Consider the following 16,506-nt stretch of genomic DNA (forward strand, 5'->3'; position numbering starts at 1 on the left):
GAGATGCAAGCCTTGTTCACATCGTTCCGACTTGATGAAGTCAGGCTGACAGACGACGCCTTTGCCTCTCGCAGGGAGCTTGTCAAAGCGTATATTCGCGACTTCGACCTAGAGCGCCTGTTGCATACGTTCAAGCTTAACGCGGGAATCCCGTCGGACGCCGCGCCTTTGGGCGGCTGGGAGGCTACTGATTGCGGCCTGAGAGGGCATTTCGTCGGGCATTTCCTGTCCGCGTGCGCCAAGTTCGCTTATGGCGACGGGGATGAAACCTTGAAGGCTAAGGCCGGCGAAATCGTCGACGTCTTGGCGCGATGCGCGCGGCCGAACGGGTATTTGAGCGCCTTCGAGGAAGAGAAGCTAGATGTTCTGGAACTCGAGGAAGACCGGAACGTATGGGCGCCTTATTATACGTTGCACAAAATCCTGCAGGGCTTGATCGATTGCAATATCTACTTGCGCAATGCCAAGGCGCTAGACCTTGCCGTCAACTTGGCTCTTTATGTTCAGGGAAGATTCGAGAAGCTCTCCAACTGGAAGATCGACGGAATTCTCCGCTGTACGAAGGTCAATCCCGTGAACGAGTTTGGCGGGATCGGCGACTCTCTCTATTCGTTGTACGATCTGACCGGCGACGCGAGAATGCTAGAGCTAGGCCGCCTGTTCGATCGGGATTATTGGATCGGGCCGCTAGCGGACGGCCGGGACGTGCTCGAGGATTTGCATGCCAATGCGCATCTACCCATGGTTATCGCCGCCATGCATCGTTACGGCATCGGGGGAGAAGAGCGTTACAAGAAGGCGGCGCTCCATTTCTACGATTTCGTCAAAGGGAGAACGTTCGCCAACGGCAACAACAGTTCCCGGGCTACGGCTTGCATTCGGGGCGGAGTGTCGGAGAAAGCGGAGCATTGGGGCGGTTACGGCCGGTTGGAGGATGCGCTGACCGGCGGCGAAAGCGAAAGCTGCTGCGCGCACAACACGGAAAGAATCGTCGAGCGGCTGTTGGAATGGTCGGGGGAAGTCGAATATTTGGAGCATCTGGAATCCCTGAAGTACAATGCCGTCTTGAACAGCGCCAGCGCCAAGACGGGCCTGTCCCAGTACCACCAGCCGATGGGGAGGCAAGCGCTCAAAAAGTTCAGCGAGCCGTACGACTCCTTCTGGTGCTGTACCGCGTCGGGAATCGATGCCATGAGCGAGCTGCAGAAAAATGTATGGTTCAGGAACGGTGATGCCGTGCTCCTCAACGCCTTCATTTCCTCGACGGCCGCGTGGAAGGACAGGGGAATTCGCATCGTGCAGCGGACGGACTTCCCGGACAGTCTTGCGTCCGCGCTGTTCATCGAGGCCGAAGAGCCAGCGGTGCTTCGGATTCTGTTCAGGGAAGCGGCCGTCCGGTCGGTGAAAGTTAATTCCGAAGCCATCGAGCTCCGGAGAGAAGGCGGATTCGTCTCGATTGAACGTCTGTTTCGGGACGGGGATCGAATCGACGTCGAAATCGAGGCGCCCCTGCACCTGGTCTCGCTTCCGGGTTCCGACGCCCTATCGGCTCTCATGTACGGCAACGTGCTGCTCGCCGGAGTCGGGGACGACAGACCGTTGAAGGGGCTATCGCAGCGGAATCTTCTCGAGAAGCTCGCAAGCAGGAGGATAGACGGCCGGGTGGAATTCTACTTCGAAGACGAAGAGGCGGCCGAGGCCCGATTCATTCCGTTGTTCCGAGTCGAGGAGCAATCTTACTCCGTGTACAGGGATTGGTCCGGAGATTCGGCATCTTATCGCCGCTTCTCCTTCGCCGCGGACGGAAGCGCCGCCTATGAGGGCGCGACACGGTAGCCTACGATTCCCGCTCTGGAAGCAACGCGCCTCTATCGGAATTCCGATGTGCGTGGTACGGTTACGATATAGGATTCCGCTTCGGAGGGAAGTGCCGCCATGAGCATCATGCGCAAGATCGTACTGGGCTACGTGATTGTGATCTTCATTCCCGTTCTTGCTTTCGGTTATCACTATTACACGCAAATTTACGGCAACATGACCCAGCAATTCGTGGAAAGCAGGCAGAAGATCCTGGAGCAGGCCTATGCGAACATGAGAACAGACTTCGCCCGCATCCAATCGGTTCATCGGGTGATGCAGAACAATCCATACTTGACCGACTATTTGGATGGCGTATACGAGTCCGACGCGGACAGCGTCTACGCGCTGATTCGGTATATTTCCCCTCTGTACACGCAGTCTCTATACGCCAATCCGGAGATCGAATCTCTCGTCGTCTACAAGACGAAGGACCGGGTTTTGCCGATTACCAACTTGTTCCGCGATCGATCCATGCTTGATCCGCGAATCGAGGAAACCGTCTCGTCTCTTAAGGCGGGACAAGGCAGGTGGCTGCGTTCCGACACGAACGTGTCGGATCCGGATCTAGTCTACTACCAGTACATTTACAATACGCAAATTACGGAGCGGATCGGCCTGCTGGAGATCCGGGTTCGCAATAGCTTGATCCATAATTTCTATGCGGCCGCCGGCGTCGAAGCGAACTGGAAGGCGTTCCTGCTGTCCGATCAGGGCAAGCTTCTTACGGACGAGAAGCCGAAGTTGGACGACACGACGCTTCATCTCCTGCAATCGGATGATCGAGCATTCTTCATCAATCGTAAAACAATCGTTAATCAGTTGAAGCTCGAGCCGTTGGACGTTCGAGTCATCGTAACCGGACAGGTAGACGACGTATTCCGCTCCGTCAAGCAGAAGGAAGTCGTCCTCATCACGATGATCGTGCTGCTGCTGATTGCCCTGTCCATCGCCTATTACGTGCTGGCCGCCACGATTACAAAGCGAATTCTCAGATTGGCCCGGCACATGCGAACGCTGAACGACGATAACCTAAGGCAGCACAGCATCAAGAGCGGCGGCAGATTCGAAAGAGATGAAATCGGGTTCCTGACTGCCACCTACAATACCATGGTCCGGCGGATGGACGAGTTGATCAACAATGTCCATCGGGTCGAGCTTCGCAACAAGGAAGCGGCTTATCAAGTGCTGCAGGCGCAGATCAAACCTCATTTTCTATACAACACGCTCGAAACGATTCGTATGGTCGCCGAAGCCAACAACGACAAGGAAGTCGCCGAAATTTCCTTCTGGTTCGGGAAGCTGATGCGCTACAGCTTGTCGTCCGAGCGGGAAGAGACGGTGCTTGCGAAGGAAATCGAGATGGTTGCCTTCTACATGAACATCCACAAGATGCGGCTACAGAGCAGATTGACCTACGAGATCGATGTGTCTATCGACGCCGAGCGTCTGGCTTGTCCGCGCTTTCTGCTGCAGCCGCTAATCGAGAACGCGATCGTGCATGGCGCCTCGGCCGTCCTGCGCCCGGTTCATATTCGGCTGCGCGCGGTGGAGACGGAGCGGGAGGTCACGATCGACGTGACCGACAACGCCAACGGAATTCCGCCGGATAAGCTGCTCGAGCTGCATAAACGGCTGGCCAAACACGATGATCTCGGGAGATCGGACGAGACGAGCGGCGTGGGACTCCGAAACGTCAACGATCGTATCAAAACGTTTTTCGGAGGGGAGTCCCGACTTGAAGTTATCAGCGAGCCGGGCAAAGGGACATGCTTGCGCATCACCATTGCGAAAAGGACGGTGGACGGACGATGAAAGTATTGATCGTGGACGACGAGCCTTTGATTCTGAACGGGTTGGTCAAGATTGTCAGAGCGGTCGCGCCGGCCGGCACGGACGTTCGCGAAGCTTCCAACGCCATTGAAGCGCTGGAAACGATGAAGCGCTTTATGCCCGACGTGACGATGACGGATATTTATATGCCCGAGAAGAACGGCTTCGAGCTGATCGAGGAAGCCCGACTGGAGGGCTTGTGCGACCGGTTCATCGTTCTTACGGGCTACGACGAGTTCGCCTATGTCCGTCAGGCGCTTCGGGCGGGCGTGGTCGACTACTTGCTGAAGCCCTTGGACAAAGAGGAAATCGCCGCCCTGCTGGGACGCGTCAATGAGGAACTGCCGGCCGCGTGCGATTCCGAATACTGCCTGCATGCCGAACGGCTTCTGACCTATATGCAGACGAACTATATGGAAGATCTATCGCTTGACCATCTCGCGGACCGGATGAAGCTTCATCCGAACTATATCAGCAGCCTGTTCAAGAAAGAGACGGGGGACACGTTCGTCAATTACTTGAACGCCTTGCGAATCCGGGAGGCGCAGAAGCTGTTGCGCGCGCAGCCCCATCTGACGGTAAGCGCGATCGGCGAGCGGATCGGCTATGACACCAAGCACTACTTCACGAAGGTGTTCAAAAAATATACGGGAACGACTGCTTAGTTTCTTGCTTATCTGTGGCGGTTACGGATATAACGTCCTGGAGGCATTCCTTCCGATTTCGTAAATTGCTTGGTAAAGGAATAAATATCCCCATAACCAAGACTAATGGCTACGTGTTTAATGGGGAGTCCGGAGAGGAGCATCATTTTGGCCTGTTTCATTAAATGTTCAATGTGGTACCGCTGAGGGGAAATTCCGGTTGTGGCTTTAAATAGCTTCCTGAAATTCTCATAGCCCATATTTACGGCTGCTGCGGCTTCCTTAATATCGTAATGGATATCATTGGCGCCGCCGATTAGTTGGCAAGCTTTTGAGATTTTATGATCATTGTGCTCTCTCTGAGTATGATGTACGCTGCCGTGCAAACGGATAATGAGTTCTTGAGCTTTCATCAGCAAATAGGGGAGCCTTTCATCTACAGCGGCTTTAAGAGAGTTAAGCAGGGCGGCAAATTCATTCAAAATATCGCTTGTATGTCGTGTCGGCTGCACCTCTTGGTCGGGATTTATGATGCCTAGCGTTTTGAGGTAATGATAGACAGGATAACCTATGCTGATATAAAACTCGATCCATTCCCCATTCGGCTCGATTTCGGTGGAGTGCATACGATCAGGCAAACGTTGTACCAGATCCCCTGCTTGCATTGTAATAACAGTGCCTTCCTTTGAGATAAATCGTCCGTTGCCTTGCAGGACCAACAAACAGCTGTAATATCCGATCCTGAAGTCATACTGGGAGCGCTCTGCCGTTCTTTTTCTCATAAAGCCGCATGACAAAATGCCCTGGTCGAAATCGTCTCCGATACACCGGTATACGACATCGTTTTCTTTTATAGCATCAAAATTCATATCGTCACCGCACCTACCAAAATGGATAAATGAATTACCAGGCCTAACATTTTATATGAAAACTTGTCCTTATATTATAAGGGTATCGACTTTCATAGCACAACCAATTAAGACAATTTATGAGGGGGTTATTCGAAACGTATGAAGCTGAACAGAGACTGGGAGAATCCGCATGTCGCTCACAAGAACCGTCATCCCATGCATGAGCCGTATGGAATATACGAAACCGTGGAACAGGCGCTAAGCGGCGACCGGAGAGCGTCAAAATACGTAAAATGCTTAAACGGCACTTGGAAATTTAAAACGTTTTCATCTCCGGATGTAGTAACTGATGAGTTTTATCATCCTGCATATGACGTGTCCAAATGGGATGATATCCCTGTTCCTTCCAACTGGGAGTTGTTCGGATACGGGAAACCTATATACACTAATATTAAGTATCCCTTTGCGCGGAAGGGGGCGGACTCTCATCACGAAATTCAACTGAAGCAAGATGAATTTGTTTTGAATCCGCCTTATGTGCCGGAGGATAACCTCACCGGATGTTATGTCCTATCGTTCGAAATTCCTGAACATTTTAACGGCAGAGATTTGTTTATCGATTTTGCCGGTGTGGAATCCTGCTTTTATCTGTGGTTAAACGGGAAGTTCGTCGGTTATTCGCAGGACAGCAAGCTTAACGCTTCTTTTGATATTACCGATTACATCCAAACGGGGCAAAACCATTTGGCCGTTCAGGTGATGCGATTCGGAGCCGGTTCTTATCTGGAGGATCAGGACTACTGGCATCTATCGGGTATTTTCAGAGATGTTCTGATTTATGCAAAACCGCGAATGCGAATTCATGATTATAAAATCGAAACGCTTTTCCAGGGTGATTATGACAATGCCGAATTAGCCGTGACGGTTTATCCTAATAATCAAGCAAGCTGTTATGGGGAAGCTCACGTGCGTCTGTCTCTTTATGATCACGATCGAAAATTGGTTACGCAATTTGAGACGCCGAAGTTTGCGGATTTCAGATCCTACCTGCAAGACAACTATGTGGCGAAAGTCAAACAAACCATTAAGAGTCCCCAATTGTGGAGCGACGAAATTCCTTACCTCTATAAATTGGTATTGGAAATGATCGACCCTGACGGAAATGTCGTTGACATCGAGAGTGCAAATGTCGGCTTCCGAGAAATCAGCATCGATAACACCGGGATATTGAAAATTAACGGCAAACGTCTCATAATTCGCGGAACCAACCTTCATGCATTTTGTCCCGAAACGGGGCGCGTGGTGTCGACGGAGTATATGAGTGAGCAGATCAAGATCATGAAATCGCTAAATATCAATGCGGTAAGAACGAGTCACTATCCGCATGCCGTCGAATGGTACGACCTTTGTGATGAACTGGGCATATATGTTGTGGATGAGGCCAATATTGAGACCCATGGCATCGGCGGCCAGCTCAGCGCATCTCCCGAATGGACGCATGCTTATATGGAACGTGCAGCACGGATGGTGTTGCGAGATAAGAATCATCCCTCGATCATTCTGTGGTCCTTGGGAAATGAGTCCGGTTACGGAGCGAACCATGCTGCCATGTACGGGTGGATGAAGGAATATGATAAAACAAGATATGTTCAGTATGAGTCCTTGAATCCTCCGGCCAATATTTCCGATATCATGGCGCCCATGTATCCTCAGAAGGATTGGATCGTGGATTGCATGACGAGCAGCGATGACTTGCGGCCGTTTATTATGTGTGAATATGCGTACGCGAAAAGCAACAGCAACGGGAATTTCAAGGAATTCTGGGACCTTATTTATAAATTCCCGCGGTTTCAGGGCGGCTTCATTTGGGATTTTCAGGATAAAGCGCTTGTCCGGTATGATGAATCTGGGAACAAAAAATATGTTTATGGCGGCGCCTTCCAGGAAGAGATTATTGATTCCGCGCCCGATATGTGCCTGAACGGCATTGTATTTCCGGATTTAACGCTGAAACCGGCTGCCTATGAAATTAAAAATGTACAAGCTCCCGTCCAGATCGACTATTTTAAACGGCCTTATGATGTTCCCGGTAATAAATGTTATCGAATTTATAATCATTATACGCATCGGGACTTAAGCCACCTGGACATCGGTTGGGAACTTGTTTGCGACGGGAAGGTTGTGGAAAATGGTACATTACCCCGATTACACACGCCGGCCGGAGCTATCGAAAGTCTTCAGGTACCATACGATCCAACCAAGGTCTCTGGGGAAGCGTTCCTGAATTTTTATGCTTATCTGAACGAGGACACCTATTATGTAAATAAGGGAACCTGTATCTATGCGTGCCAGGTCGAGTTGAAAGATTCCGTATTTGAAATACATACCGGGGATATTCAAAGTGGGAGCCTGGTATATGAAGAAGCTGCGAATCAAATTCATATTTATAATGAAAATACGAACGTGGTCTTCTCGAAAGAAACGGCAGAGTTCATTTCTGTCAGATACAATAATCAAGACTACTTTACGGGCGGAGCGAACAATTTCTATCGGCCGCCAACGGGGATAGACGCAGGTGTGCCTGGTGAGACGCTAAACTATGCAGATGATTGGAGAAGCCTCGGGCTGGACTCCGATCAGAAAGAGATCAAGCGTATCCGGGTATATGCAGCGCCTGCATTAGTCATCATTCAGGTTCATGTTCTTTATCATGGATGCATTGAAACACTTACGGAGTATGCGATTGGCGGTAAAGGCATTGAAATTACTAACACTGTCGTGAATAATGCTAATGTCGATACCTTACCGAGAATCGGTCTGGGCTTTACCTTCCCTGCTGCCTGGAAGAGTATCAAATGGTATGGCCGCGGGCCATGGGAGAACTATGCGGACCGTAAAACGGCTGCCTTCGTCGGTATATATGAAAGCTCTGTTGAAGAACAGCATGTTCCCTACATCGTGCCGGTTGAGTGCGGGGGAAAGGAAGATGTCCGTTATTTGTATGTGTCGGCGGATGACCGCAAGGTAAGAGTTACCTCGGCGGGTCACTTCCATTTTGACATCCATCAGTACAGCATCGGACAGTATGACAATGCCGCCTACGAGGACGAGCTTGGCACATCCGATTCTGTTTTCCTTCATATCGATTACAAACATGCAGGTCTTGGTGGAGATACTGGATGGACCAAAAATATTCACGATGAATATAAAATCGAAAAGGGCATCTATGTATACAAGATCACTTTAGAGATCGTGGATTGAATAGTAGATCCTCGAAAGCGAAGGATAGAAGTGAATTTTTGATAAAGGCACTGGCCAAAGTCAGAGGTCTTTATTGATTAACGACGATTCATTGGCATTGGCTTCTAGTACATCGGATCGGACTCCGCAATGTGCATCAGCGCCTTATTCTGACTTACGGGTCCTGATCAACTGTGGCGTTGAAGGAAAGCATTATGTAATAGAGAACGGCAAACTCGTCGTTCCGGCAGACATGCAGAAGCGTATCATCGAGGATAACGAGGCGTTCAAGAAGGAATCCGGCGTTGAATCCTATGTCACCATGGGACTCCACTATGGCGATGGCGTCAAGGATTCTGCCGGCAATTTCTTCACGAAGAAGAATCCTGAAGAAATTCAGGACAAGTATACGGCCGCGGACAAGGAACCTCAGGCAGCTGACGATCAAAACGGCAAGTTCGAAAAGGATGAAATCGGATTCCTGACCTCTACCTACAATGCCATGGTCCGGCGAATGGACGAATTGATCAACAACGTCCATCGCGCCGAGTTGCTCAACAAGGAAGCAGCCTATCAGGTGCTGCAGGCGCAGATCAAGCCTCATTTTCTGTATAACACGCTCGAAACGATCCGAATGGTCGCCGAAGCCAACGACGATAAGGAGGTCGCCGACATTTCCTTCTGGTTCGGGAAGCTGATGCGTTACAGTCTGTCTTCCGAACAGGACGAGACGGATCTCGCGAAGGTGATCGAGATGGTCACCTTTTATCTGAATATCCATAAAATGCGCCTGCAGAGCCGATTGACCTACGAGATCGACGTTGCCGTCGACGCCCGGCGCCTGGCCTGCCCGCGTTTCCTGCTGCAGCCGCTTATTGAAAACGGTGTCGTTCATGGCGCTTCCGCCGTTCTGCGCCCTGTTCATATTCGCTTGCAGGCGACGGAGACGGAGCGGGAGGTCGCGATCGAGATTACCGACAACGGCAACGGGATTCCGCCGGAGAAGCTTCTCGAGCTGCAGGAGAGGCTGTCCAGGCAAGACGAGCCCAGGAAAGCGGAGGAGCCGGTCGGCATAGGCTTGACGAACGTCAACGAAAGAATCAAAGCTTTCTTCGGAGGAGAATCCCGGCTGGAAGTCTTCAGCGAGCCGGGCAAAGGGACCTGCTTACGCATCGCCATCGCGAAAAGAAAGGGGACGGACGATGAAGATCCTGATCGTGGATGATGAACCCTTGATTCTGAACGGCTTGGTTAAAATCGTCCGGGAAGTCGCGCCGACCGGTACGGAAATACGCTATGCGTTGAACGCTCCCGAGGCGCTGGAGACGATGAAGGGCTATATGCCGGACGTGACGATTACGGATATCAACATGCCGGAGAAGAACGGCTTCGAATTGATTGAAGAAGCCAGGCTGGAGGGGCTGTGCGATCGTTTTATCATCCTGACCGGCTACGACGAGTTCGAATACGTCCGTCAGGCGCTCCGCTCGGGCGTGGTGGATTATTTGCTGAAGCCTTTGGACAAAGCGGAGATCGCGGCTTTGCTCGGACGAGTCAAGCAGGAGCTGCCGGCCGCGTCCGATTCGGAATACAGCCGCCATGCCGAACGGATTCTCGCCTATATGCAGTCGAATTACATGAACGATCTGTCCCTGGACCACCTCGCGGACCGGATGAACCTGCATCCGAATTATATCAGCAGCCTGTTCAAGAAAGAGACGGGGGACACCTTTGTCAATTACTTGAACGCGCTGCGGATCCGCGAGGCGCAGAAGCTGCTGAAAACCCAGCCTCATCTGACGGTATGCGCCATCGGACAGCAGGTCGGCTACGACACCAAGCACTACTTTACGAAGGTGTTCAAAAAATACGCCGGCACTACCCCGGGCGCATACCGGGAAGGCGGCCGAGAGGAGGGGAACGAATCGTGAGCGATGCGGACGAGGTGGCCATACGGAGCTATCGGGCTTCGCTGGACGGACTGGCGGAATCGGCCAAGGAGACGCTGGGCGAGTTCGTTCGAGTCGAAACCAAGGGAGGGCTTCACGAATTCGAGGTCTGGTACGAAGGGCTTTACCATTTTATACGGCTGGTCGGACGGACGGAAGAACCGTCGCAGCGGTTAGGAGAGTAATCGATGATATCAGAGCAACACCGCGGATACGAAGACAGGCTGATCTACCGTTCCCCCGCCAGGCAGTGGGATGAAGCGCTGCCGATCGGCAACGGCCGCTTGGGGGCCATGATATTCGGCGATCCCCGCGCGGAGCGAGTGCAGTTGAACGAGGATTCCTTGTGGCACGGAGGGGCCAGAGATCGGCATAATCCGGATGCCTTGGCGAACTTGCCGGAAATTCGCAGGCTCGTGCTCGAAGGCAGGCTTCGGGAGGCCGAGCGCCTTGCGGCAATGGCTCTGACCGCCATTCCGGAAACGCAGCGCCATTACGTCCCGTTGGGGGATTTGTTTCTGAACTTCGAGCATGCCGCGGACATTGCGGATTACGAGCGGCAGCTCGATCTGTCCGAAGCCGTCGTTCGAATCTCTTACACGGCGGGTGGGGCGAGGTACGGCCGCGAAATCTTCGCGAGCTTCCCGGACGGGGCGATCGTTATCCGGCTGACGGCCGATGCCTCCGGCCGAATTTCGTTCTCCGCTAGAATGGGCCGGGAGAGGTTCCGCTACGTCGACCGCATCCGCGCGGAAGACGGGAATGCCCTGGTAATGACCGGCGACAGCGGCGGAGGCGTTCGGTACTGCGGCGCGCTCGTCTGCAGGCCGGAGGGAGGAACCGTGCGCACGATCGGGGAGCATCTGGTCGTCTCGGGGGCGGACGCCGTCATACTGGTCGTGACTGCGGCGACCGATTTTCGCGAACCGGACCCGGAGGCGGCGGCGCTCGGCAACGCCCGGCGCGTAGCCGCCGCGTCCTATCCGGAGCTGCTTGCCTCACACGCGGCGGATTATCGCGGCCTGTTCGACCGGACGAGGCTGCGAATCGGCGGCGCGTCCGGCCCGATCGGCGAGGAAACCTCCAAGCGGCTCGAGAATGTCAAAGCGGGACGCGAGGACCCCGGACTTGCGGCGCTGTACTTTCACTTCGGCCGGTATTTGCTGATCGCTTCGAGCCGGCCCGGCTCGCTGCCCGCGAACCTGCAGGGAATCTGGAACAAGGACATGCTTCCGGCCTGGGACAGCAAGTTCACGATCAATATCAACACGCAGATGAATTACTGGCCGGCCGAAAGCTGCCATCTGTCCGAATGTCATCTGCCGCTCTTCGAGCTGATCGAGCGGATGGTTCCGAACGGGCGCCGGACCGCCGAAGCGATGTACGGCTGCCGGGGAAGCGTCGCCCACCACAATACCGATATCTGGGCCGACACCGCACCGCAGGATCTCTGTATGTCCTCGACCTACTGGCCGCTCGGTCTGGCCTGGTTGTCCCTTCACCTGTGGGGGCATTATCGATTCGGGCAGGACGAGGGGTTTCTGCGACAAGCCTATCCGATCATGAAGGAGGCGTCCGTTTTCCTGCTGGATTACATGGTCGAGCTTCCCGGCGGGGAACTCGTTACCTGCCCCTCGGTTTCCCCCGAGAACGAATACAGGCTGCCGAACGGGGAGACAGGCGTGCTGTGCTACGGCCCGTCCATGGACAGCCAGATCGCCAGAGAGCTGTTCGAGGCGTGCATATCCGCAGGAGAGCTTCTGCAATCCGGGGACGACGTTCTGGACGAGCTGCGCCGGGCGGTCGGCAAGCTGCCGCGTCCCCGCATCGGGCGGCTCGGCCAGCTGCAGGAATGGTTCGAGGATTACGAGGAGGTCGAGCCCGGGCATCGCCACATCTCGCATCTGTTCGCCTTGCATCCGGGAACCCAGATTGCGCCGGAGGAGACGCCGGAGCTCAGCGCGGCCGCGCGCCGCACGCTGGAGCGTCGTCTCGCTCACGGGGGAGGACATACCGGCTGGAGCCGGGCCTGGATCGTCAATTTCTGGGCCAGATTACGGGACGCCGAGGAGGCGCATGCCAACCTGACGGCGCTACTGGCCCACTCCACGCTGCCGAATTTGCTCGACAACCATCCGCCGTTTCAGATCGACGGCAACTTCGGCGGCACGGCGGGCATCGCCGAAATGCTGCTTCAAAGCCACCGGGAGACGATTCATTTGCTGCCCGCTCTTCCGAAGGCTTGGGCGAGCGGGGAGGTCCGGGGGCTTAGGGCGCGAGGAGGCGTTACGGTAGATTTGGTTTGGGAGGACAGCCGAATCCAACAAGCCGTCCTGAGGCCGGATCGCACAGGAACCTACCGCATTCGCTGCGACCATCCTGTGCGCTTGGAGGCGGAGGGCCTTGCCGGCGAACCCCGGAAGCTTAACGGGGACCTGCTGGAGTTCGACGCGGAAGCCGGGGCCGCTGTCTTGCTTCGGGCGCGCCGTTAGCATGAGAAATCCAAGCTGAGAAATCCATGGACAAGGAGCGAGCGGAATGAACATCGTAAAGCAGGGCTATAATCCCTATCTGCCGTCCTGGGAATACATTCCCGACGGAGAGCCTTACGTCTTCGACGGACGGGTATACGTGTACGGCTCTCACGACCGCTTTAACGGTCATGCCTACTGCCTGAACGATTACGTCTGCTGGTCGGCGCCCGAAGGAGATTTGTCGGATTGGCGCTACGAAGGGGTCATTTACCGGAAAACGGACGATCCGCTCAATCCGGACGGCAGCATGTGTCTATACGCGCCGGATGTGACGGTCGGACCCGACAGGCGTTATTATCTCTATTACGTTCTCGATAAGGTCCCGATCGTTTCCGTCGCCGTCTGCGACACTCCGGCAGGCGAATATGCCTTCTACGGCTACGTCAAATATGCGGACGGTACCCGGCTCGGGGAGAGGGACGGCGACGAGCCGCAGTTCGATCCGGGCGTATTGACGGAAGGGGACGTTACGTATTTGTACACCGGCTTCTGCGCGGTCGGCGACCGGACCCGAAGCGGCGCTTGGGTGACGGTGCTCGGACCGGACATGCTGACCGTAACCGAGGAGCCCGTCGTCGTTGCCCCGAGCGAGCCGTACAGCCAAAGCAGCGGCTTCGAGGGGCACGAGTTTTTCGAAGCGCCGTCCATACGGAAAAGAGGAGATCTATACTACCTGATCTATTCCTCTGTAGTCATGCACGAGCTCTGCTACGCCACCAGCCGCTCTCCGACCCGGGATTTCGTCTATCGGGGGGTGATCGTCAGCAACAACGATCTTCATATCGATACCTACAAGCCGGCGGACAAGCCGATGTATTACGGAGGCAACAATCACGGCAGCATCGTGGAAATCGACGGAGCGTGGCGTATTTTCTACCACCGGCACACCAACGGAACCAACTTCAGCAGGCAAGGCTGCATCGAGCCGATCCGGTTTCTCGAGGACGGGACGATTCCCCAGGCGGAGATGACCTCGTGCGGTCCGAACGGAGGCCCGCTTGAAGGACGAGGCGAGTATCCGGCTTATCTCGCCTGCAATCTGTTTTGCAAGGACGAAGCGCTTTACACCGGCGCGCCGGGAGAATGGATGGACAGCCGTTTTCCGAAAATTACCCAGGACGGCCGGGATGGGGACGAGGAGCTCGGCTATATCGCCAATATGCGGGACTCGGCGACGGCCGGCTTCAAATTCTTCCGCTGCTCCGGGATTCGCAAGGTCAAGATCAAGACGCGCGGATACTGCCGCGGGGTGTTCGAGGTCAGAACCTCCTGGAACGGCCCGGTCCACGGAAGGATTCCGGTCGTTTTTACGAACGTATGGAAGGAATATTCGGCCGATCTGGTCATCCCGGACGGCGTGCAGGCTTTATACTTCACGTATACGGGCGAGGGAGGCGCGAGTCTGGCTTCGTTCGCGCTGGAATCATCCACCGATCAAGACCGATAACGGGCTGCAGCCGTCGATCGATTCTCGACGGCTACGGTTCGTGAAAACGGAAATTAGATAACCGGTTGTTCCTTGCCGTATCGGATATGGGCGGTCTCCCAGGGGATGCGCTGGCCGCGCTTCCCAAGGAAGGCGTGCGAATGGCCATGGCGGTTGTCGGTGTCTTGCCGATTATGCTCGCCTATCCGTTTTTCCAGAAGTTTTTCGTCAAGGGGCTGACGGTAGGCGCGGTTAAAGGTTAGGCTATAACCGGTTCGTCCGGATAGCATATTCCAACAAACAGATATCAGGGAGGTACTTGCATGAAAAGGAAGAATATCCGAAAAAGACGGGAAAGGCGATCTCCGAATATTTGATGGAGGAGCGTATTCGGCATGCCAAGCATCTGCTGACGTACACGGATTCCAGCATCAGCGAGGTGGCCTCCGCGGTAGGCTACGTCAACTTTTCGCACTTCAGCAAAATTTTCCGCAGAATGACCGATATGAACCCGCAGGATTTCCGCAAGCATTACAAAACGGGAGGCCGGTCCGGACAATAAGTAAAATCTACCCATTGTTCCGGTACTCCTGAGGCGTATTTCCGTAGTGCCTTTTGAATATTTTGATAAAGTGAGGGGCTGCCAGAAAGCCGAGCCGGGCGCTGATTTCGGCAATTTTCAGATCTGTGTTTCTCAGCAGGTGGGCTGCGCGCTCCATCCGGATACGATACAAGTAATCGCCGACAGTTTCGCCCGTAACGCTTTTGTAGACTTTGGCCAAGTATACCGGATGCAGCTCCACATGATCGGCGATCGTCTGCAAGGAAATGCCTTCGGCCAGACGGTCCTGGATAAACGTCCTTACTCTGGACGCGATTTGTTGATGAGAATCTTCCAGCTGACGGGAGGTTTTCGCCCGGATCGCCCCGATCGTTTTTTTCGCCCATTCGAATATACGCTGCCGGGAAAGCTGGCTCTTCTTGCGAAGCAGCAAATCGAACTCCTCCCCGAGCCGCTCCTCGACCGGTTGTCCCCAGGACTCAAACAGCATTGTGAATGAGGAAGAAAGATGAAGAAAGACCGTGAACAGCTGGTCGCGGGAAGGCTCGTTTTCCGGATCGCTCATCGACAGCAGGCGGCCGATCTTGGCGAGCGCCTCGTCCCAATTGCCCGACTGGAGCAATACGGGAAGAAGCGGAGGCTCGTAGAGTTGAACCGCGCTCCGGTTATCCGTCGCCGTTTCCGCATCTTCAACCGTAAGAAAATAGCTCTTGTTTTTCCCGACGTTGCGATTGATCGCCCTCACGGAAGCCATGTACGAGTCTGCCGTATCGTGCGGGAACGTTCCAATGCTGCTCAGACAGACGGTCAGCGACCCCTTCAAATATTTTTGCACGTGGTTTTGCAGCTTGATGGCGTATGCATCGACTCTGGCAAGCGATTCGCCCTCCCCGCTTTTAATCAAAAAGACGAGATACCCTTGCTCGGTGACGCCGTGCCACAGCTCGAACAGCTCCTGAAACACCTCCTCGGCAATGTTGCTGACGGCGTACTCGAGCAGCGACAGGGAATGAAGGTCGTACCCCGAGAAATCCTCCTCCAGACGAATGACCATTATCAGGTAAGGGTCGCCTATCCGAAACGAAACGTCGATCTTCGAGAGCCGTTCTTCCAACCGTTCAGGCTGGATCCGCTTGTTCTGAAGCAAGTCGTTCAGCAACTGGTTCCGCAGCAGCGGCAGGTTGGCGTGCAGTGTATGCTTGAGGCGCTGATAAGAACTGATTTCCTCCCATTCGCGCTCGATATCTTCAATAGCGTTGTGAACCGTTTCGATCAAGGCCTTGATGTCAACAGGCTTAAGCAAGTAGCTAAGCGCCTGATATTGAATCGCTTTTTGGGCGTATTCGAACTCATCGTGCCCGGATAAAATAATGCAGCGAATTTTGCGCGACAGGCGCCGGATTTTTCCGATCAGCTCCAGGCCGTCCATTTCGGGCATCCGGATATCGGTAATCATGATGTCGACGGGGGTCCTCGCCGCAATCTGCAACGCTTCTTCTGCCGAATAAGCGCAGTGAACTTCCTCGATTCCAAGCTCGTCCCATGGAATCGTCATCGCGAGACTGTCGACGACCGATGCTTCGTCGTCGACGATCAATAGTTGATACATG

Annotated in this window: 12 protein-coding genes and 1 pseudogene; 11 read left to right on the forward strand and 2 right to left on the reverse strand. The window is 54.2% G+C overall.

Annotated features, from left to right (window positions below; all coding sequences use genetic code 11):
- Positions 1–3: 3 nt before the first annotated feature.
- The 3 genes from ACESLM_RS08435 to ACESLM_RS08445 all read left to right on the forward strand — a co-directional run bounded on the left by ACESLM_RS08435 (position 4) and on the right by ACESLM_RS08445 (position 4,355).
- Positions 4–1,836 (forward strand): beta-L-arabinofuranosidase domain-containing protein, encoded by a 1,833-nt coding sequence (locus ACESLM_RS08435; protein WP_372631145.1) that lies wholly within the window; start codon positions 4–6, stop codon positions 1,834–1,836.
- Between the two features lie 99 nt (positions 1,837–1,935).
- Positions 1,936–3,672, forward strand: coding sequence for a cache domain-containing sensor histidine kinase (locus tag ACESLM_RS08440; RefSeq protein WP_372631111.1), 1,737 nt, complete (start codon positions 1,936–1,938; stop codon positions 3,670–3,672).
- Entirely contained in the window at positions 3,669–4,355 is a 687-nt protein-coding gene (locus ACESLM_RS08445) for a response regulator transcription factor (RefSeq protein ID WP_372631112.1), read from the forward strand. Before ACESLM_RS08440 ends, ACESLM_RS08445 begins: the two co-directional genes overlap by 4 nt.
- Before the next feature lie 8 nt (positions 4,356–4,363).
- On the opposite strand, the gene ACESLM_RS08450 is transcribed toward ACESLM_RS08445, so the two are convergent.
- The gene (locus ACESLM_RS08450; protein ID WP_372631113.1) at positions 4,364–5,203 is read right to left on the reverse strand and encodes a helix-turn-helix domain-containing protein; all 840 of its coding nucleotides are present in this window, start codon (positions 5,201–5,203) and stop codon (positions 4,364–4,366) included.
- Positions 5,204–5,344: 141 nt separating this feature from the next.
- On the opposite strand from ACESLM_RS08450, the gene ACESLM_RS08455 reads away from it, so the two are divergent.
- From ACESLM_RS08455 to ACESLM_RS08490, 8 genes and pseudogenes are all read left to right on the forward strand, one after another.
- A complete protein-coding gene (locus tag ACESLM_RS08455; protein ID WP_372631114.1) occupies positions 5,345–8,446 on the forward strand; it encodes a glycoside hydrolase family 2 TIM barrel-domain containing protein in 3,102 nt (1,033 codons plus the stop codon).
- A 232-nt stretch (positions 8,447–8,678) separates the two neighbouring features.
- Positions 8,679–9,650, forward strand: a complete 972-nt coding sequence (locus ACESLM_RS08460; RefSeq protein WP_372631115.1) for a sensor histidine kinase — start codon at positions 8,679–8,681, stop codon at positions 9,648–9,650.
- On the forward strand, positions 9,628–10,356 hold the full coding sequence (locus tag ACESLM_RS08465; protein WP_372631116.1) for a response regulator transcription factor: 729 nt from the start codon (positions 9,628–9,630) through the stop codon (positions 10,354–10,356). The genes ACESLM_RS08460 and ACESLM_RS08465 overlap by 23 nt, the downstream gene beginning before the upstream one ends.
- Positions 10,353–10,559, forward strand: coding sequence for a hypothetical protein (locus ACESLM_RS08470; RefSeq protein ID WP_372631117.1), 207 nt, complete (start codon positions 10,353–10,355; stop codon positions 10,557–10,559). The genes ACESLM_RS08465 and ACESLM_RS08470 overlap by 4 nt, the downstream gene beginning before the upstream one ends.
- Before the next feature lie 3 nt (positions 10,560–10,562).
- Positions 10,563–12,866, forward strand: coding sequence for a glycoside hydrolase family 95 protein (locus tag ACESLM_RS08475; protein WP_372631118.1), 2,304 nt, complete (start codon positions 10,563–10,565; stop codon positions 12,864–12,866).
- Between the two features lie 46 nt (positions 12,867–12,912).
- Positions 12,913–14,355, forward strand: coding sequence for a family 43 glycosylhydrolase (locus tag ACESLM_RS08480; protein ID WP_372631119.1), 1,443 nt, complete (start codon positions 12,913–12,915; stop codon positions 14,353–14,355).
- 107 nt (positions 14,356–14,462) lie between these two features.
- Positions 14,463–14,597, forward strand: a pseudogene (locus ACESLM_RS08485) (carbohydrate ABC transporter permease); the annotation flags it as partial.
- A gap of 56 nt (positions 14,598–14,653) precedes the next feature.
- Positions 14,654–14,896, forward strand: coding sequence for a helix-turn-helix domain-containing protein (locus ACESLM_RS08490; protein WP_372631120.1), 243 nt, complete (start codon positions 14,654–14,656; stop codon positions 14,894–14,896).
- A 7-nt stretch (positions 14,897–14,903) separates the two neighbouring features.
- On the opposite strand, the gene ACESLM_RS08495 is transcribed toward ACESLM_RS08490, so the two are convergent.
- Positions 14,904–16,505 (reverse strand): response regulator, encoded by a 1,602-nt coding sequence (locus ACESLM_RS08495; RefSeq protein WP_372631121.1) that lies wholly within the window; start codon positions 16,503–16,505, stop codon positions 14,904–14,906.
- Between the last annotated feature and the right edge of the window lies 1 nt (position 16,506).

Source organism: Cohnella sp., assembly GCF_041641335.1.
GTDB lineage: Bacteria > Bacillota > Bacilli > Paenibacillales > Paenibacillaceae > Cohnella.